Below are 18,767 nucleotides of genomic sequence, written 5' to 3'. Positions count from 1 at the left end.
ACTTCGGCGGGCTCCGGTGGGCGGAATTCCTTGATCCGGCATGGGGGGAGCGGTGAGCATCCGTACATGACAGAAGTGATCGCAGTTGCTGTTATTACTCTGCTCGCCGTGATCAGTCCCGGTGCGGACTTCGCCATGGTGGTCAGGAACAGTTATTTGTACGGGCGTCCGACGGGGCTGTTCGCGGCCGCCGGTGTCGCGGCGGGGGTGCTGGTGCACGTCTCCTACACGATGCTCGGCGTGGGCCTGCTGATCGCGTCCTCCACCGCCCTGTTCACGGCGATCAAGCTGGCGGGCGCCGCGTACCTGGTGTGGATCGGGATCCGTACCTTCCGGGCGCGGGCCGAGCTGACCGTGGACCTGGAGTCGAAGCCGGGGCTGACCCCGCTCGGGGCGTTGCGGTCGGGTTTCCTGACGAACGTGCTGAACCCGAAGACGACGCTGTTCGTGGTGTCGACGTTCACGCAGGTCGTGAACCCGGGGACCTCGACGTGGCAGCAGGCCGGGTACGGACTGTTCATGGCGGCGGCGCACCTGGTGTGGTTCGGGGCGGTCGCGCTGTTCTTCTCCGACGTGCGGCTGCGCGAGCGGATGTTGAAGGCGCAGAAGGCCTTGAACCGGGTGATCGGTTCGGTGCTGGTGGGCTTGGGCGTCGGGCTCGGGTTCGCTCGCTGACCGGCCGCCGCGACGGGCTGGTGCCCCGGGTTACCTGTGGGTAGCGTGCGGTGGCATGGATGCTGCCGACGGGTTCTACGAGCGGGTCGACGCGGGACGGTTCCGGGCGGGCGAAGCCACGCGCGGGCCGTGGGACGTGGGGTCGCAGCACGCCGGTCCGCCGGCCGCGCTGCTCGGGCGGGCGGTCGAGGAGCGGCCGGGCGGGCGTACGGACATGCGGATCGCCAGGATCACGTACGAGATCCTGCGGCCGGTGCCGATCGGCGGGCTGGAGATCACCACGAGCGTGCTGCGGTCCGGCCGCGGTACGGAGGTGGTCGAGGCGGCGCTCGTACCGGAGGGCGCGGACGCGCCGGTGATGCTGGCGCGGGCGCTGCGGGTCAGGGTCGCCGCCGAGCCGGTGCCCGCGGTGGCCCCGGCCGCGCTGCTGCCGCCGCCGGGGGAGGTGGCGGTGACGCCGTTCTTCCCGGTGCCGTGGGAGACCGGCTATCACTCGGCGATGGAGACCCGGTTCACCGAGGGCGCCTTCACCGAGCTCGGGCCGGGGACCTGCTGGATGCGGATGAGGGTGCCGCTCGTGGCGGGGGAGGAGGTCCGGCCGCTGGACCGGGTGCTCGTCGCCGCGGATTCCGGGAACGGGATCGGTTCGGCGGTGGACTTCGGCCGGTACGTCTTCGTCAACGGTGACCTCAGCGTCCACCTGCACCGCCACCCGGTCGGCGAATGGGTCTGCGTGGAGGCCCGTACGAGCGTGGACGCGGCGGGCATCGGGCTCGCCGACTCCCGCCTGCACGACGAGAAGGGGCCCATCGGCCGCGGCGCGCAGAGCCTGTTCGTGGCACCGCGCCGCTGAGGGCCGGGCTCCGGGGTGCCGCTCGGTCCCGGACGGAGCGTCAACCCGGCGGTCACGCCCGGAAGTCGATGTGGCAATCTCGGACGGATGGAGGCGCTGAGAGACACCGACCCCACCCACATCGGGGCGCAGACCCTGCTGGCCCGGATCGGGGCCGGGGGCATGGGGCAGGTGTACCTGGGGCGGTCGCCGGGCGGTCGGCTGGTCGCCATCAAGGTGATCAAGGACGAGATCACCGGGCACCCGGAGGCGCTCGCGCGGTTCCGCCGGGAGGCCGAGACGGTCCGGGCGGTGCGTTCCGCGTACACGGCGAACCTGATCGACGCGTCGTTGGCGGCGCCGCCGTACTGGCTGGCGACCGAGTACGTCGCCGGGCCCACCCTCGCCGACGCCGTGCGCGACCGCGGGGCGCTGCCGGCCGATACCTGCCGCAAGTTGTTCGCCGCGCTGGCGGAGGGCCTCGCGAGCGTCCACGCGTACGGGGTGACGCACCGGGACCTCAAGCCGCAGAACGTCATCCTGGGGGTGCAGGGGCCGCAGCTCATCGACTTCGGCATCGCCAGGGCGGCGGCGCAGACGGCGCTGACGCAGTTCGGTACGGCCCCGGGCACGCCCGGGTACACGGCGCCCGAGGTGTTGCTGCGGGGTGAGGTGGCGGACGCGGCGGACGTCTTCGCGCTGGGGGCGACGATCGCGTACGCGGCGACGGGCCGGGCGCCCTTCGGTACCGGCGAGCCGACCGCGGTCAACTTCCGCGCGGTGCACGGCGAGATCGACGTGGAGGGTGTGGAGCCCGGCCTGGCCGGGCTGGTCCGGGCCTGCGTGGCGGCGGAGCCGGGTGCGCGCCCGGCGCTCGCGGAGGTCATCCGGCGGTGCGCCGTGGACGCGGCGCTGGTCGACGATCCGGTGTACGCGACGCTCCTGGCGGCGGGAGCCGAGCAGGAGCGGGGGCTGCCGAGCGGGGTGGCCGCCGGGCTGCCGGTCACCGTCGGTCCCGGGCTCTCCCGCGGTCCGGGCGGCTACGTGCCGACGTACGTGCCGCCGCGGCCGGTGGCCGCGCCAGTCGCCGGGGCGTCGGCCGGCCGGCGTCCGTCCCGCCCGGTGCTGGCGGCCGTGGCCGGCCTCGTCGTGGTCGGGCTGGTCGCGGGCGGGTACGTGCTGTCGCGGAACACCGAGGACAAGGCGGCCGCTCAGGGGCCGCGGGGCGGTGGTTCGCCGTCGGGCTCGGCTGCCGCACCGGAGGGCGGCGGGGCGGGCGGTGCGCTGCCCGACCACATCGAGAACAACTCGGTGTCCCGGGACCTGTGGGGAGGTACCGCTCCGGGTGACGGGGGCTGCAACCTGCCCGGGGAGGAGCGGGCGGAGTTCCTGGTGGGTTCGGTGGCCGACGCCGACGTCCCGGACGCGAAGACGGCCACGGGCAAGGTCAAGATCAGCATTTACCTGAAGCCGTACCACACGGAGAAGGCGCCCTACATCGTCTCCGTCGGGGTCAAGCCTCCGCACGACATCGAGCTGAGCACTTCGCGGCCCTACGAGCACGTCCGCGACTACAACAAGACCATCGGCTACACCAGCAAGCCCGTCGATCTCGCGGACAAGGCCTCCGGCGGCAGCGTGGAACTCACCTATCCCGACGACTTCGTCATGAAATTCGACGATTACCAGGGGTCCCCGAGGACCTTCCCGGCCATCCCGCTCGCCAACGACCCCGGTGACTGGACCGTGCTGGTCTACCGCGTCAGGGGCATCAGGGAGTACAGCAGCATCTACTGCACCGGCTTTCCGGTGAAATAATGCGAACACAGGCCGACTAATGCGCTGTCAGGCCTCGTGCCATGAGGCAGTGTTGACGGGTGCGCAAGTTCTGGATGGCAAGCGGGATCGGCATCGGCGTGTGCCTGAGCTTCGTCGCGCTGCTCGTCGTGGGCACCTACTCGGCGGCGGCGGGGATCGTGAACGGCGGTAGGCAGGGCGCCGTCGGGCTGGTCAAGGGGGCGGTCCCGGCGATCTACCAGCCGCTGGTGGAGAAGTGGGGAAACCTTTGCCCCGCGCTGAATCCGGCCATGTTGGCCGCGCAGTTGTACACCGAGAGCGGCTGGAAGCCCGATGTGGTGAGCCACGCCGACGCGCGGGGCATCGCCCAGTTCATCCCGGGCACGTGGGCCATGTACGGGGTCGACGGCGACGGTGACGGCGACAAGGACATCTGGGACCCGAAGGACGCGATCCCGGCGGCGGCGACGTACGACTGTCAACTCGCCAAGGACGTCGCGAAGGTGCCGGGCAACCTGTCGGACAATATGCTCGCCGCCTACAACGCCGGCCCCTACCGCGTGATCAAGGCGGGCGGCGTGCCCCCGATCAGCGAGACGCAGGGGTACGTGAAGGCCATTCGGTCCCTGGAGAAGAGCTTCGCGCGGCCCCTCGGCCGGGTCGCGCCCTCCCAGCAGGCCGCCGGCGCCATCTACTTCGCGCAGAAGCAACTCGGCACCCCCTACCTGTGGGGCGGCAACGGCACTCCCGATCAAGGCGGGCGCTTCGACTGCTCCGGGCTCACCAAGGCGGCGTACGAGACGGTGGGGATCGAGCTGCCGCGCGTCGCGAACGACCAGTACAACGCCGGATCGCACCCTTCGCGCGCGGAGTTGCTCCCCGGTGATCTCGTCTTCTTCTCCGACGATCTGACGAATTCCCGGGAGATCCGGCACGTCGGCATGTACGTGGGCGGCGGCTACATGATCAACGCCCCGTTCACCGGGGCGGTCATCCGCTTCGACAAGATCGACACTCCGGACTACTTCGGTGCGACGCGGGTCACCAAGGACGGCGCCGAAGCGCTTCCGGAGCGGACGCCCGCCGCCCCCGCCCCCAGCAACTCTCCGTGAACCAAAGGCCTTGAGCTGCGACGATGAGTCACTCTTCGATAACGTTGGAGTGATCATTCGGTGGAGAGTGGAACGGACCTGCCAGAACGGGCGTTCCATGGACACGAGAGTTGATCGACGGGGGTTGAAAGGGGTGCGCAGCGCAGCGCGCCCGCAGGGGACCTAGGCAAGGGGCCGCGTCGCATGGCTGGACTCACAAGTGGTGGGCCGAATGTGGATGTCGGCTTGCTGTACGAGGTGAACGGCCTTGCCCGGCGTGCTCCCGACGGCGTCGACCGGGCCGTCGGCCTCCTCGCGGAGTACGGACTTCCGCTCGCCCTGGTCCTGTTGGTGCTGTGGTGCTGGCGCGGCGCCCGGAGGCAGGACGAGGCCACCGCCGTCGAATCGTTCGCCGCGCTCGTATGGGCCCCGCTCGCCGCGGGTCTCGCACTGCTCGTGAACGTGCCGCTGCGCGAGTTCGTCGCCCGACCGCGCCCGTTCGTCCAGCACGAGGGCCTCGACGTGTTCGCCGTCGGCCAGGGACAGGGCGGGGGCTTCTCCTTCGTCAGCGGCCACGCCACCCTGACGATGGCCCTCGCGGTCGGCGTGTTCCTCGTGAACCGCAGGCTCGGGCTGATCGGCCTCGGACTGGCCCTCGCCGAGGGCCTGTGCCGCGTCTACATGGGCGTCCACTACCCGACCGACGTGATCGGCGGCTTCGCCCTGGGCACGGCCGTCGTCCTGCTCCTCGCGCCGCTCGCCATGGCCCTGCTGACCCCGGTGGTCCGTACGCTGGCCCGCACGCCCGGCCTCGGACGGCTCGTCCGCGCCCGGGACCGGGTGGTGGCCACGCCGGTGGAGCTGGCGCAGCGGTCGGCGGAGAGCGACCTCGCCGCCTGAGGTCCCGCAGCCCGAGCCCGAGCCCGAGCCGCCGGTCGGCGCGGCCACGCCGTCAGCCGGCGTACGAGTTCCACACCGCGAGCAGCCCCGCCACCAGCAGGCAGAGCCCCGCCGCGCCGAAGCAGAGCCGCACCGCCGCCGGGCGGGGGCGTGGGGTCACCGGTCGCCGCCGGGGCCCGGACCGTCGTCCCGGGTCGGCTCCTCGCGGCGGTAGCGGGAACGCAGCCACAGCCCGGTGGCCACGGCCGCGGCGGTGGTGACCCCGACGGCCAGCGCCACGTCGGCCGGCCCGTCCGCGGAGCCCACGGGGCGGGCCCAGGCCGCGGCCGGGGTGAGCGCGATGAGCAGGGCCCAGAGGAGGGCCGCGTAGCGGGGTGCGGTTCCTGGCATGAGACCAGGGCATCCGCTCGCGCCCGGCCATGCCACCCGGGCCGTCCGAACGGGCGACACGCGCGGGTGCGGGGGCCGGTGGCGGCGCCGGGGCGGCTACCCGGAGGTGTGCCGGGTGGCGTCCCGTCTCGCCAGGTCACGGGAGCGACGGGCGGGGCCCGTCCAACCGCAGCTGCAGACGGCCAGACAGAACGAGCCGCGTTCCGCGGTGCTCGTGGTGTGGCCGAGAGGTGGCTGTGCGGGCTCCGCGGGGTGACGCGGAAGCGGCACAGCGGTAAACGGAGGGGACAGGGTCGCCTTGGTGTGCGGATCCACGTCCCCACGGTACCCGGGGGCGCCCCCGTCCGGTACGGCCCCCGGCAGTCCACGGCCCGTGACGGGAAACCCCGGACCTCGTTAACCGGAGCGGGTGGGGGCCTCGGGCAAGCAGGTTTCATGCGTTGGGGGTTGGCAGGCGATGGTGGTGCACCAGCACAGGCGGCGGCGCGGACGTGCGGGTGAGGCGGTGGTCGCGGTCGGCATGGCGGTGACCGTGGCCGCGCTGGGCGCGTGCGGTGGCGGTGGATCCGGCGAGGCCTCCGCGAGCGACGACGCCCGGGCGCCCCGCGACACCGCCGCGGCGATCCGCGGGGCCGCCGACGGGCTGGCCGGCGCCGGCAGCGCGCGGGCCCGTACGGCCATGGAGATGGCCACGGGCGGCACCCGGGTCACCATCCGGGGCGAGGGCGGCGTCGACTTCCGCAAGCGCATGGGACAGCTCCTGGTGATGCTCCCGGCCGACGTGACGGGCAAGGCCGAGCACCGGCCCATCACCGAGCTCCTCGTCCCCGGCGCCCTGTACATGAAGAACCGCGGCGCGGGGGTCCCCGACGACAAGTGGGTCCGGGTCGACACGACCGCCCTCGCCGACGGCAACCTCGTCACCGGCGGGGCCACTGACCCGCTGACCGCCGTCGAGCTGCTGCGTGCCGCGCAGGGCGTCACGTACGTCGGCGAGGACGAGGTCGCGGGCACCCGGGTGTGGCACTACCAGGGGACGACGGACATCGGGCGGGCGGCGCGGACCGCCTCGCCGGGGGTGAAGGAGGCCCTGGAAGCGGCGGCGAAAGGGTTCAGCAAGGACAGCGTGCCCTTCGACGTCTACCTCGACGAGGAGGGGCTCCTGCGCAAGGTCCGGCACCGGTTCACGTACGTCAAGAATGGCGTGATCGATGTCTCCTCGACCACGATGCTCTACGGCTTCGGGACCCCGGTCACCGTGGCATTGCCCGCAAGCGGGGACATTTTCGCCGGGAAGATCGCCGACTGACCGGGCGGCCGGGCCGGGCCGGTGCGTCCGGGCCATGGCCCCACTATCCGGAAATGGTCCATCCGTGTCATGCGCGCAACGGGGTCCGATCCCTACGCTGAGAGGCCGGGCGTCGAAGGGCGATGACGGCAGAAAGAGGTGACACGCGTGACTCCCGCGGGCGGTACGACGGTGCAGGACCACGTGGCGCTCGCAGAGATCGAGCTGTGCGGTGAGTTGATCATCGCGGCGTCCGCCGCCGTGGAGGACCGACTGAGCCAGGACCGGATCGACGAGGTCCTGATGGGCATCGGGTTCTGATCGGCCCGACCGGGCCGCGGCCCGGTCACCGGCCTTGTGATCGGCCCTGCGGGCCCTGATCGGGCCCCGGGAGCCCCGCCCGCGCGAATCGGAGGCGGGGGCTCGGAGGCGGGGGTCGGCGGGCGGACGTGCGCGTGAGGGGCGCCTCAGGTGCGCAGGAGGCGGGCGATGGCCTTCGTGGCCTCCTCGACCTTGGCGTCGATCCCCTCCCCACCCTTGACGGCCGCGTCCGCGACGCAGTGCCGCAGGTGTTCCTCCAGCAGTTGGAGGGCGAAGGACTGCAGGGCCTTCGTGCTCGCGGAGACCTGGGTGAGTATGTCGATGCAGTAGACGTCCTCGTCGACGAGCCGCTGGAGGCCCCGGATCTGGCCCTCGATGCGCCGCAGCCGCTTGAGGTGCTCGTCCTTCTGGTGGTGGTACCCGTGCACGGCCTGGACAGGGGCGGTGCCGGCGTCGGCTCCGGAACCTTCCGCCTCGATGGTCGTCATGCGTCCTCCCGTGGTCCGGAACGAGGGGTACATACCCCTCATGGGTATAGGATACTTCGCCCCCGCCGGCGGGGCAGGGGTCCGTGCGGCCCACTGTGCCCGATGGAGGACACTGGGGAACGGCCGGTTAGCCGTGGCCGGGGGATGCGCCTAGCATCAGCCTGACCGAACCCAATGCACCCCGAGGACCTCACGTGCGATTTCGTCTGACCCCCAGGGAGACGAGCTTCTACGACATGTTCGCCGCCTCCGCGGACAACATCGTCACGGGCTCCAAGCTCCTGATGGAACTGCTCGGAGCGGATCCGTCCGCGCGGGCCGAGATCGCGGAACGGATGCGGGCGGCGGAACACGCGGGGGACGACGCGACGCACGCGATCTTCCACCAGCTGAACTCCTCCTTCATCACGCCGTTCGACCGCGAGGACATCTACAACCTCGCGTCGTGCCTCGACGACATCATGGACTTCATGGAAGAGGCGGTCGACCTGGTCGTCCTCTACAACGTGGAGGAGCTCCCCAAGGGCGTCGAGCAGCAGATCGAGGTCCTGGCGCGGGCCGCCGAGCTGACGGCCGAGGCCATGCCGCACCTGCGGACGATGGAGAACCTGACCGAGTACTGGATCGAGGTCAACCGCCTTGAGAACCAGGCCGACCAGATCCACCGCAAGTTGCTCGCCCAGCTCTTCAACGGCAAGTACGACGCCATCGAGGTGCTGAAGCTCAAGCAGATCGTCGACGTGCTCGAAGAGGCGGCCGACGCGTTCGAGCACGTTGCGAACACGGTGGAGACCATCGCGGTCAAGGAGTCCTGAACCACGTGGACACCTTTGCGCTGATCGTGACCATCGGTGTCGCGCTCGGCTTCACCTACACCAACGGCTTCCACGACTCCGCGAACGCCATCGCCACGTCCGTCTCGACGCGGGCCCTGACCCCGCGCGCGGCGCTCGCGATGGCGGCGGTGATGAACCTGGCGGGCGCCTTCCTCGGCAGCGGCGTGGCCAAGACGGTCAGTGAGGGTCTCATCGAGACGCCCCACGGCAACCGGGGCATGTGGATCCTCTTCGCGGCGCTGGTCGGCGCGATCGTCTGGAACCTGATCACCTGGTACTTCGGCCTGCCCTCGTCCTCCTCGCACGCGCTGTTCGGCGGCATGGTGGGCGCGGCGCTGGCGGGCGGCACCGAGGTGATCTGGTCCGGGGTGGTCGACAAGGTCGTCATCCCCATGTTCGTCTCGCCGGTCGTCGGTCTCGTGGTCGGTTACCTGGTGATGGTGGCCATCCTGTGGATGTTCCGCCGGGCCAACCCGCACAAGGCCAAGCGGGGCTTCCGCATCGCGCAGACGGTGTCCGCGGCCGGCATGGCCCTGGGCCACGGTCTCCAGGACGCCCAGAAGACGATGGGCATCGTGATGATGGCCCTGGTCATCGCCGACGTGCAGGGCGCGGGCGACGCGATCCCGATCTGGGTCAAGATCGCGTGCGCGGTGATGCTGTCGCTCGGTACGTACGCGGGCGGCTGGCGCATCATGCGCACCCTCGGCCGCAAGATCATCGAGCTGGACCCGCCGCAGGGCTTCGCGGCGGAGACCACCGGCGCCTCGATCATGTTCGGCTCGGCGTTCCTCTTCCACGCCCCGATCTCCACCACGCACGTGATCACCTCGGCGATCATGGGCGTGGGCGCGACCAAGCGGATCAACGCCGTCCGCTGGGGTGTCGCGAAGAACATCATCCTCGGCTGGTTCATCACCATGCCGGCCGCGGCCCTGGTGGCCGCGGTCAGCTTCTGGATCGTGAACCTCGCCTTCGTCGGCTAGCCGTCGGCGTCCCGGTACGAAAGCGGGCCGGCTCCCCCCACCCAGGGGGAGCCGGCCCTTTTTCTTTCGCCTTGCGGTGGCACCGCCATGCAGCACCGCAGGACGTTTCGTCCATCCCGTGTTTAGCCGAAGCGGCCCGAGATGTAGTCCTCGGTCGCCTGGACGGACGGGTTGGAGAAGATCCGGTCCGTGTCGTCGAGCTCGATGAGCTTGCCCGGCTGACCGACGGCGGAGAGGTTGAAGAAGGCCGTGCGGTCCGAGACGCGGGCCGCCTGCTGCATGTTGTGCGTCACGATGACGATCGTGAAGCGCTCCTTCAGCTCGCCGATCAGGTCCTCGATGGCGAGGGTGGAGATCGGGTCGAGCGCGGAGCAGGGCTCGTCCATCAGCAGGACCTGGGGCTCGACCGCGATGGCGCGGGCGATGCACAGGCGCTGCTGCTGGCCGCCGGAGAGACCGGAGCCGGGCTTGTTCAGGCGGTCCTTGACCTCGTTCCAGAGGTTGGCGCCCTGGAGGGACTTCTCGACGATGTCCGAGAGCTCGGACTTCTTGAACGAGCCGTTGAGGCGCAGGCCGGCCGCCACGTTGTCGAAGATCGACATGGTGGGGAAGGGGTTGGGGCGCTGGAAGACCATGCCGACGGTGCGGCGGACCGCGACCGGGTCGACGCCGGTGCCGTAGAGGTTCTCGTCGTCCAGGAGGACCTTGCCCTCGACGCGGCCGCCGGGGGTGACCTCGTGCATCCGGTTCAGGGTCCGCAGGAAGGTGGACTTGCCGCAGCCGGAGGGGCCGATGAAGGCAGTCACCGAGCGGGGCTCGACGGTCATCGAGATGTCGTCGATGGCCTTGTGGGTTCCGTAGAAGGCGGACAGTCCGCTGACGTCGATTCGCTTCGCCATGAGGGTCACTTCGCTTTCAGGTGGTCACAAGCGGCGGAGCCGCACAATGGGCTCGCTCTTAGCGACCGGTCTTCGGGGCCTTCCAGCGGGCTACGCCGCGGGCCACCAGATTGAGGATCATGACGAAGGCGATCAGGACGAGGGCCGCGGCCCACGCCCGGTCGTAGGAGGCTTCACTGCCGACCTTGTACTGCTCCCAGATGTAGAGGGGGAGCGAGGACTGGGCGCCTTCGAAGGGGTTGCCGTTGATCAGCTGGGAGCCGAAGACCAGCAGCATGATCGGGGCGGTCTCACCGGCGATGCGGGCCACCGCCAGCATGACACCGGTCGAGATGCCGCCGATGGCGGTGGGGAGCACGACCTTGAGGATCATGCGCCACTTCGGTACGCCGAGGGCCAGCGCGGCCTCGCGCAGCTCGTTCGGGACGAGCTTGAGCATCTCCTCGGTGGAGCGGACCACGACCGGCATCATCAGGATCGACAGCGCCATCGCGCCGGCGAAGCCGGAGGGGCCGAAGCCGAGCATCAGGTTCCAGGTCGTCAGGATGAACAGGCCCGCGACGATCGAGGGGATGCCGGTCATCACGTCGACGAAGAAGGTGACGGCTTTGGCGAGCGAGCCCCGGCCGTACTCGACCAGGTAGACGGCGGTCAGCAGACCGACGGGCGCGGCGATCAGGGTGGCCAGGGCGACCTGCTCGATGGTGCCGAGCAGAGCGTGGTAGACGCCGCCGCCCTCCTCGAAGCTGGTCACGCCGTTCATGGAGTGGCTGAGGAAGTCCCCGTCGAGGACGCCGATGCCGCGGCTGATCGTGGTCCACAGCAGCGAGAGCAGCGGGATGACGGCCAGGACGAAGCAGACCCAGACGACGGAGGTCGCGACGCGGTCCTTGGCCTGGCGGCGGTTCTCGACGATCGCGCTGGCCGTGTACGTGATGGCCACGAACAGGAGGGCCGCGAGGAGGCCCCACTGGATCTTGCTGTGGAGGTCGAGGACCAGGCCGATGCCGGAGCCGAGGGCCGCCGACAGGACGGCGATGCCGGCCGGCGCCCAGCGGGGCAGGCCGCCCCGGGTGAGGGAGGCGGGAGCGGCGGACTTGCGGTCCCGTACGGGCCGCGGGTCCTGCAGTGCGTGGCTCATCAGGCGTTCGCCCCCGAGAACTCCTTGCGGCGCGCGATGATGATGCGCGCGGCGCCGTTGACCAGCAGGGTGAGGAGGAAGAGGACCAGACCGGAGGCGATCAGCGCGTCCCGGCCGAACTCGTTGGCCTCGTCGAACTTCGCGGCGATGTTCTGCGCGAAGGTGCCGCCGCCCGGATTCAGGACGTGGAACGAGATCAGGAAGCTCGGGGAGAGGACGGTGGCCACGGCCATGGTCTCGCCCAGGGCGCGGCCGAGGCCGAGCATCGAGGCGGAGATGACGCCGGAGCGGCCGAAGGGCAGCACCGACATGCGGATGACCTCCCAGCGGGTCGCGCCGAGGGCCAGGGCGGCTTCCTCGTTCATGCGCGGGACCTGCAGGAAGACCTCGCGGCTGACGCTGGTCACGATCGGCAGGATCATGATCGCGAGCAGGATGCCGACGGTGAAGAGCGAGCGGGCGACGCCGACCTGGGTCTTCTCGAAGACGTAGGTCCAGCCGAGGTACTCGTCGAGCCAGAGGTTCAGCCCGCCCAGCTGCGGCACCAGGAACAGGGCGCCCCAGATGCCGTAGATGATCGAGGGTACGGCGGCCAGCAGGTCGACCACGTAGGCGAGGGGCGCGGCCAGCTTGCGCGGCGCGTAGTGCGAGATGAACAGGGCGATGCCGACGGCGATCGGAACCGCGATGACCATCGCGATGATCGAGCTGACGACGGTGCCGAAGAGCAGGACGGCGATGCCGAAGACGGGCGGGTTGGCGGACGCGTTCCAGTCGAAGGTGGTGAGGAAGTTGCCCTCGTTCTTCGACAGTGCGATGCCGGCGCGGTAGGTGAGGAAGATGGCGATCGACGCCATGATCACCAGGAGCAGGATGCCGGAGCCCTTGGAGAGCCCGGCGAAGATCTTGTCACCGGCGCGGCCGGTGGACCTTCCGCTCTTGGGGACAGGCGGAGCCGTGTCTATCTGGGTGGGTGTGGTGGAAGCCATGGTCTTTCCGGTCTGAGTGGGGGCAGGCCCCCTGGCGGCGGTGCACCGGATCCCCCCGGGTGGGAGGGGGAGGGTCCCCGGACGCCGGGCGGATCGGACGGGATCCACCCGGCATCGCGGGGGTCAGGGCTAGGCCAGCGACTTGATGACTTCGCGGACCTTGGTGTTGATCTCGGCCGGGATCGGCGCGTAGCCGTTCTCGGTGAGGACCTTCTGGCCCGCGTCCGAGGCGGTGTACTCCAGGAAGGACTTCACGGTGCCGAGCGTCTCGGGCTTGTTGCCCTTGTCGCAGACGACCTCGTACGTGACCAGGACGATCGGGTACGCGCCCTCGGCCTTGGTGGTGTAGTCGAGCTTCAGGGCCAGGTCGGAGCCGGTGCCGGCGATCTTGGCGGCGGCGATGGCCTTGGAGGCGTTCTCGCCGGTGGCCTTGACCGGGGTGCCGGCGCCGGTGTTCACGTCGACCGTCTTGATGCTCTGCGAGCTGGCGTAGGAGAGCTCGAAGTAGCCGATCGCGCCGTCGACGGCCTTGACCTGGGAGGCGACGCCGGCCGAGCCGGACGCGGCCTGGCCACCGGGGGCCGGCCACTTCTTCGAGGCCTCGTAGGACCAGGCGTCGGGGGCGGCGGCCTTGAGGTACTTGCCCAGGTTCTCGGTGGTGCCCGAGTCCTCGGAGCGGTGGAAGGCCTGGATGGCGGTGGAGGGAAGCGTGACGCCGGGGTTCAGCTTCTTGATCGCCTCGTCGTCCCACTTCTTGATCTTGTCGTTGAAGATGTTGGCGATCGTCGCGGCGTCCAGGTTCAGCTTGTCCACGCCGGCGACGTTGAAGCCGAGCGCGACCGGGCCGCCCACCATCGGCAGGTTGATGCCCTGGCCGCCGGTGCAGATCTTCTTCGACTCCTCGACCTGCTCGGGCTTGAGCGCCGAGTCCGAACCGGCGAAGCCGACGGTGCCCTGGTTGAAGGCGACGATGCCCTCGCCGGAGGAGGAGGACTTGTAGTTCACCTCGACGCCGGAACAGGCGGCCATGTAGTTCTTGACCCACAGGTCGACCGCGTTCTTCTGCGCGGAAGAGCCGGACGCCAGGAGCTTGCCCTTGGCACCCTCACACTTGACGTCGCCCGGCGCGGGCGCCGCGGCCTTCGAGGAGCCGTCGGTGCCGGTCTTCGTGTTGTCGTCCGAGCCGCACGCCGTGAGGACCAGGGCGCCGGACACGACAAGCGCGCCGAGGGCGGAGGCACGAAGCATGTTCTTGCGCTGAAGCTTCACTGTTTCGGGTGTTCCTTCCGGGGAGCCGCCGGCCGCTTTCTGTATCGGGGCGGCGTGCGAGGAGGACTACGGGTTCACGCGGTGCGGTTGCCGTGGTTTCCGGTCCGGCTCGCACCTTGCAGTACCGAAATTAGGCAGAACAGGTGAAGCGGTCGACGGCGCTCGGTGAACGGCGAGTGAACCGTGGCGGACGGGCCGGTGCGGATGGGGTGGTTTGTACCCGGACGTAACGGGACGTTATCCGCCCGTTATTCTGTCGTGACTTTCGTCGCGGCGCCAAGGGGACAGGGCTGCGGCGGGTGGCCGGAATGCGACGCTCGCGCTGCCGGCGCCACCGGAAACCCGCCGCCCGCAAGCCCGCCGGCCTCCGGAAACACCGCCGCCCGGCGGGTTTCCGCCGGGCGCGGGCAGGGGGCGGGGGCGCGGAGGCTCAGGCCGGGAGCGGGTGCCAGACGTCGTGGAAGGCGCGGCGTGCCGCCAGGGCCGCGTGCCGCTGGTCCGCGTGCAGCACCCCCAGGGCGTACGCCGTCGCCGGGGCGATCCTCGGGGTGCGGGCGGCCGTCGCCGAGGCGGTGGCCGCCTCGGAGGCGTCGCGGTGCACGTCCAGGGCCGCGCCCGCCGTCACCAGCCGGGTCACATCGTCGCCCAGGGCCTCCCGGGCGTACCGGTGGATCCTCAGCAGCCGGCGCACCTCGTGCCAGGCGCCGTCCTCGTGGGCCGAGTACGGGGTCTCCTGGCTGGCGGGCAGGGCGGTGACGGCCGCGCCGAGCCGGCCCTCCGTGACCGCCGCCAGCGGAACGAGTACCTCCGTCACCGGGCCGCGCGCCGCCACCGGGTCCAGCGGCACCTCCGAGGCGAGGACCGCCACGGCGTCGGCCACCGCGTGGAAGCGGGCCGAACCGAGGGCCTGGAGGGTGGTGGAGTGGGCGCGGGTGCGCGCCAGCGTGAGCTGGCGCTCCAGCAGCGCGCCCGCCCGCGCCGAACCCACCGTGAGCGCCCCGGACGTGGTGACGCCCCCGCGGGGCGCCGGGACCTCGGGCGCCGCCGACAGCCGTTGGAGGGCTTCCATCAGGCGGGACAGCCGGGCGGCGTACGCGTGCTCGTCGGCCAGGGTCGAGGACAGCCACACCAGTTCGGTGCGCAGCCCGTCCGCCCAGCCCGGCTCGGTCACCCCCCGGAACGTGTTCAGGGAGCCGGCGATGCGGCGCGCGGCCCCCCGAAGGCCACGCGCCGCTTGCCCGCTCTCGGCGGCGTCCGGGCCGCTCCCGGTGCTCTCGTCGTGCAGGCGCAGCGCGCGCAGGAACGCGGTGGCCTGGGAGCGCAGGTACGGGGCGAGTACGTCGCCCGCGGTCGGGTCATGGTTTGGCTGAGCCACGCCGGCGCCTCCGGGCGTCTATGAGCATCTCCTGAACGTGTTGCAGCGGCTGGCCCTCGGCGTCGGTGCTGTGCCGGGTCCACTCGCCGTCCGGACCCAGGTGCCAGGAGGAGGTGGCGTCGGACATGCCGGTCTCCAGCATCCGGTCCAGTGCCGCGCGGTGTGCGGGGTCGGTGACCCTCACCAGGGCCTCGATGCGGCGGTCGAGGTTGCGGTGCATCATGTCGGCGCTGCCGATCCACACCTCCGGTTCGCCGCCGTTGGAGAAGGCGAAGACGCGGGAGTGCTCCAGGAAGCGGCCGAGGATCGAGCGGACCCGGATGTTCTCCGACAGTCCCGGGACGCCGGGGCGCACGGCGCAGATGCCGCGGACCCAGATGTCGACGGGGACACCGGCCCGGGCGGCGCGGTAGAGGGAGTCGATGAGGGCCTCGTCGACGATCGAGTTCATCTTCAGCCGGACGTACGCGGGCCGGCCGGCGCGGTGGTGGTCGGCCTCCTTGTCGATGCGCGAGATGAGTCCGTCGCGCAGGGACTTCGGGGCGGTCAGCAGCCGGCGGTAGGTCTCGCGGCGCGAGTAGCCGGACAGCCGGTTGAAGAGGTCGGAGAGGTCGGCGCCGACCTGCGGGTCGGCGGTGAGCAGGCCGAGGTCCTCGTACAGCCGGGCGGTCTTCGGGTGGTAGTTGCCGGTGCCGACGTGGGAGTAGCGGCGCAGGTTGTCGCCCTCCTGCCGGACGACGAGGGAGAGCTTGCAGTGCGTCTTGAGCCCGACGAGGCCGTAGACGACGTGGCAGCCGGATTCCTCCAGCTTGCGCGCCCACTTGATGTTGGCCTGCTCGTCGAAGCGGGCCTTGATCTCGACGAGGACGAGGACCTGCTTGCCGGACTCCGCCGCGTCGATCAGGGCGTCGACGATCGGGGAGTCGCCGGAGGTCCGGTACAGCGTCTGCTTGATCGCGAGGACGTCCGGGTCGGCGGCGGCCTGTTCCAGGAAGGCCTGGACGGACGTGGAGAAGGAGTCGTACGGGTGGTGCAGCAGGACGTCCCGTTCGCGCAGCGCGGCGAAGATGTCCGGAGCGGACGCCGACTCGACCTCGGCCAGGTCGCGGTGCGTGCCCGCGACGAACTTCGGGTACTTCAGCTCCGGCCGGTCCAGGGAGGAGATCCCGAAGAGGGCGGTGAGGTCCAGCGGCCCGGGCAGCGGGTACACCTCGGCGGCGGACACCTTCAGTTCCTGCACGAGGAGGTCCAGGACTCCGGGGTCGATGGACTCCTCGACCTCCAGGCGCACGGGCGGCCCGAAGCGGCGCCGCATGAGCTCCTTCTCCAGGGCCTGGAGGAGGTTCTCGGCGTCGTCCTCCTCGACCTCCAGGTCCTCGTTGCGGGTCACCCGGAACATGTGGTGCGCGAGCACCTCCATGCCGGGGAACAGCTCCTCCAGGTGCGCGGCGATGACGTCCTCCAGCGGGACGTAGCGCTGCGGGGAGGCCTCCAGGAACCGGGAGAGGAGCGGCGGGACCTTGACCCGGGCGAAGTGGCGGTGGCCGCTGACCGGGTTCCGGACGACGACGGCCAGGTTCAGGGAGAGGCCGGAGATGTACGGGAAGGGGTGCGCGGGGTCCACGGCCAGCGGTGTCAGCACCGGGAAGATGTGGTTGCGGAACAGGGTGAAGAGGCGGGCCTGCTCCTTCTCGGTGAGGTCGGGCCACCGGATGAGGTGGATGCCCTCCTCGGCCAGCTGCGGGGCGATGTCCTGCTGGTAGCAGGCGGCGTGCCGGGCCATGAGCTCGCGCGAGCGGGTCCAGATCAGGTCCAGGACCTCGCGGGGCTGCAGGCCCGAGGCCGAACGGGTGGCGACACCCGTCGCGATGCGCCGCTTCAGGCCGGCGACGCGGACCATGAAGAACTCGTCGAGGTTGCTCGCGAAGATCGCCAGGAAGTTCGCGCGCTCCAGGAGCGGGGTGCTCGGGTCCTCCGCGAGCTCCAGGACCCGTTCGTTGAAGGCCAGCCAGCTGCGCTCCCGGTCGAGGAACCGGTTGGCGGGCAGTTCGCCCGTGCCGTCCTTGTCCTCGTACGCGTGGAGGTCGGCGTCCAGGTCGGGATCCAGGCCGCCCGGGCGGTGGGCCGCTATGGACCCCAGGCGCGCCTTCACCGCTGCGGCGCTGTTCGCGGACGGGTGGGACGGGTGCTGTGCGGGGACCTCGCTGGGGACCGCGCCGGGCTTCTGGCTCATGCCTCCATTCTTCCGCGCACGAGGCAGGACCGGCGCGTCGGACGCATCGGCTGTCAGTCGGAGTCGGGGCTGCATGACCGGAGACTGGCAAGCGCGTTTGAATGCCCGGTTAATGGCGTATGGCTTCCAGTCTCTTTCCGGAGCTCCTTGGGCCGTTCGGGGGGCTCACGGCCCGGCGCGCCCGGCCGGTGGCCCACCGGGCCCCCGCCCGGGGGGCCCGGTGGCCCGGTGGTCAGCTCTCGGTGCGGTACATCAGGTCGACCTCGTGGGTGGTGAAGCCGAGGCCCTCGTACACGGCCAGGGCGGCCGGATTGTCGGCGTCGACGTAGAGCATCGCGGTGGGCAGGCCCGATGCCGCCAGGTGGCGCAGGCCGATGGCGGTCAGGGCCTTGCCGAGGCCGCCGCCCTGGGCGCCCGGCCGGACCCCGACGACGTAGACCTCGCCGAGCCGCTCCGCCTCGTGGACCTTCGTCCAGTGGAAGCCGACCAGCTCGCCCCCGCGCTCCGCGAGGAAGAAGCCCTTCGGATCGAACCACGGCTGCGCGATCCGGTCGTTCAGGTCCCGCTGGGTCAGTGACCCCTGCTCGGGGTGGTGGGCGAAGGCCGCCGCGTTCGCGGCGAGCCAGGCGGCGTCGTCCGGGCCCGGTACGAAGGTGCGCACCGTCACGCCGGCCGGCAGGACCGGCTCGGGCAGCGGGTCGCCCGAGGTGAGGGGGCGGCGGAGTTGGCGCAGCTCGCGGAAGAGGGTCAGTCCGAGTACCTGGGCCAGGTGCCGGGCGGCGGACTTGCCGCCGTGGGCCCACACGCGGATCCGCTTGCCGGAGGCGTTCAACAGGGCCGAGCCGAGGGCCCGGCCGTGGCCGCGCCCGCGCAGTGCGGGGTGCACGACGAGCTCGGCGGCGGGGGCCTCCACCGGGTCGGTGTCCTCCAACTGCCCGTACGCGGCGAGCCGGGTGCCGTCGCTCAGGAGGAAGTGCCGGATGCCCTCGCGCGGTCCGCCGCGCAGCTGGAGCCGCCCTTGTTCGGACACCGCGGTGGTGCCGTCGGTGCGGGCCGCCTCCGCGATCAGCTCCAGTACGGATTCGGCCTGTTCCTCCGTCAGCTCGTCGAGGGTCTGAATCTGCCGTCCCGGCTCCAGGGCCGCTGCTGCGTCAGTCATGCGACGAGCCTACGACCGCGGCCCGCGGTTGCGTGTCCCGCAGGCCCGGCCCGAGGTCCCGCGGGCCCGTGACGTCGGCGCGTAACCAGCTCGCAACC

General features: G+C 71.0%; 18 protein-coding genes. 9 read left to right on the top strand and 9 right to left on the bottom strand.

Annotated features, from left to right (window positions below; genetic code table 11):
* Positions 1 to 66: 66 nt before the first annotated feature.
* From NOD94_RS00840 to NOD94_RS00820, 5 genes are all read left to right on the top strand, one after another.
* Positions 67 to 675: a LysE family transporter gene (locus NOD94_RS00840; RefSeq protein WP_281203700.1), complete on the top strand. Its 609-nt coding sequence runs from the start codon at positions 67 to 69 to the stop codon at positions 673 to 675.
* 55 nt (positions 676 to 730) lie between these two features.
* Positions 731 to 1,528, top strand: a complete 798-nt coding sequence (locus NOD94_RS00835; protein ID WP_281203699.1) for a thioesterase family protein — start codon at positions 731 to 733, stop codon at positions 1,526 to 1,528.
* 87 nt (positions 1,529 to 1,615) lie between these two features.
* The gene (locus tag NOD94_RS00830) at positions 1,616 to 3,325 is read left to right on the top strand and encodes a serine/threonine-protein kinase (protein ID WP_281203698.1); all 1,710 of its coding nucleotides are present in this window, start codon (positions 1,616 to 1,618) and stop codon (positions 3,323 to 3,325) included.
* 59 nt (positions 3,326 to 3,384) lie between these two features.
* On the top strand, positions 3,385 to 4,416 hold the full coding sequence (locus tag NOD94_RS00825; RefSeq protein WP_281203697.1) for a bifunctional lytic transglycosylase/C40 family peptidase: 1,032 nt from the start codon (positions 3,385 to 3,387) through the stop codon (positions 4,414 to 4,416).
* A gap of 183 nt (positions 4,417 to 4,599) precedes the next feature.
* The gene (locus tag NOD94_RS00820) at positions 4,600 to 5,295 is read left to right on the top strand and encodes a phosphatase PAP2 family protein (RefSeq protein ID WP_281203696.1); all 696 of its coding nucleotides are present in this window, start codon (positions 4,600 to 4,602) and stop codon (positions 5,293 to 5,295) included.
* Between the two features lie 156 nt (positions 5,296 to 5,451).
* On the opposite strand, the gene NOD94_RS00815 is transcribed toward NOD94_RS00820, so the two are convergent.
* The gene (locus tag NOD94_RS00815) at positions 5,452 to 5,685 is read right to left on the bottom strand and encodes a hypothetical protein (protein WP_281203695.1); all 234 of its coding nucleotides are present in this window, start codon (positions 5,683 to 5,685) and stop codon (positions 5,452 to 5,454) included.
* 457 nt (positions 5,686 to 6,142) lie between these two features.
* Here NOD94_RS00815 and NOD94_RS00810 point away from each other — a divergent pair, with 457 nt between their 5' ends.
* Together NOD94_RS00810 and NOD94_RS00805 are read left to right on the top strand one after the other, a co-directional pair.
* Positions 6,143 to 6,994, top strand: coding sequence for a hypothetical protein (locus NOD94_RS00810; protein ID WP_281203694.1), 852 nt, complete (start codon positions 6,143 to 6,145; stop codon positions 6,992 to 6,994).
* 147 nt (positions 6,995 to 7,141) lie between these two features.
* The gene (locus NOD94_RS00805; RefSeq protein WP_281203719.1) at positions 7,142 to 7,294 is read left to right on the top strand and encodes a hypothetical protein; all 153 of its coding nucleotides are present in this window, start codon (positions 7,142 to 7,144) and stop codon (positions 7,292 to 7,294) included.
* A 146-nt stretch (positions 7,295 to 7,440) separates the two neighbouring features.
* Here the strand turns inward: NOD94_RS00805 and NOD94_RS00800 are convergent, their stop codons facing one another.
* Complete coding sequence (locus NOD94_RS00800; RefSeq protein ID WP_281203693.1) at positions 7,441 to 7,782, bottom strand: metal-sensitive transcriptional regulator; 342 nt, start codon at positions 7,780 to 7,782, stop codon at positions 7,441 to 7,443.
* Between the two features lie 194 nt (positions 7,783 to 7,976).
* Here NOD94_RS00800 and NOD94_RS00795 point away from each other — a divergent pair, with 194 nt between their 5' ends.
* Positions 7,977 to 8,597, top strand: a complete 621-nt coding sequence (locus NOD94_RS00795; RefSeq protein ID WP_267091204.1) for a DUF47 family protein — start codon at positions 7,977 to 7,979, stop codon at positions 8,595 to 8,597.
* A gap of 5 nt (positions 8,598 to 8,602) precedes the next feature.
* Entirely contained in the window at positions 8,603 to 9,604 is a 1,002-nt protein-coding gene (locus NOD94_RS00790; RefSeq protein ID WP_281203692.1) for an inorganic phosphate transporter, read from the top strand.
* Positions 9,605 to 9,726: 122 nt separating this feature from the next.
* Here NOD94_RS00790 and pstB read toward each other — a convergent pair whose 3' ends face one another.
* The 7 genes from pstB to mshD form a co-directional block, all read right to left on the bottom strand.
* Entirely contained in the window at positions 9,727 to 10,503 is a 777-nt protein-coding gene (pstB, locus tag NOD94_RS00785; protein WP_281203691.1) for a phosphate ABC transporter ATP-binding protein PstB, read from the bottom strand.
* 58 nt (positions 10,504 to 10,561) lie between these two features.
* Positions 10,562 to 11,644, bottom strand: a complete 1,083-nt coding sequence (pstA, locus tag NOD94_RS00780) for a phosphate ABC transporter permease PstA (RefSeq protein WP_281203690.1) — start codon at positions 11,642 to 11,644, stop codon at positions 10,562 to 10,564.
* Entirely contained in the window at positions 11,644 to 12,633 is a 990-nt protein-coding gene (gene pstC, locus NOD94_RS00775) for a phosphate ABC transporter permease subunit PstC (RefSeq protein ID WP_281203689.1), read from the bottom strand. The genes pstA and pstC overlap by 1 nt, the downstream gene beginning before the upstream one ends.
* Positions 12,634 to 12,762: 129 nt before the next feature.
* Positions 12,763 to 13,902 (bottom strand): phosphate ABC transporter substrate-binding protein PstS, encoded by a 1,140-nt coding sequence (pstS, locus tag NOD94_RS00770; RefSeq protein ID WP_281203688.1) that lies wholly within the window; start codon positions 13,900 to 13,902, stop codon positions 12,763 to 12,765.
* A gap of 430 nt (positions 13,903 to 14,332) precedes the next feature.
* A complete protein-coding gene (locus NOD94_RS00765; protein WP_281203687.1) occupies positions 14,333 to 15,277 on the bottom strand; it encodes a CHAD domain-containing protein in 945 nt (314 codons plus the stop codon).
* Complete coding sequence (locus NOD94_RS00760; protein ID WP_281203686.1) at positions 15,258 to 17,510, bottom strand: RNA degradosome polyphosphate kinase; 2,253 nt, start codon at positions 17,508 to 17,510, stop codon at positions 15,258 to 15,260. The genes NOD94_RS00765 and NOD94_RS00760 overlap by 20 nt, the downstream gene beginning before the upstream one ends.
* A gap of 232 nt (positions 17,511 to 17,742) precedes the next feature.
* A complete protein-coding gene (gene mshD / locus NOD94_RS00755; protein ID WP_281203685.1) occupies positions 17,743 to 18,669 on the bottom strand; it encodes a mycothiol synthase in 927 nt (308 codons plus the stop codon).
* Between the last annotated feature and the right edge of the window lie 98 nt (positions 18,670 to 18,767).

It is taken from the genome of Streptomyces sp. Isolate_45 (assembly GCF_024721315.2).
In the GTDB taxonomy this organism is placed as follows: Bacteria; Actinomycetota; Actinomycetes; order Streptomycetales; family Streptomycetaceae; genus Streptomyces.
The sequence above is the reverse complement of the archived record's forward strand: the minus strand, read 5'-3'. Positions and strand labels throughout refer to the sequence as shown.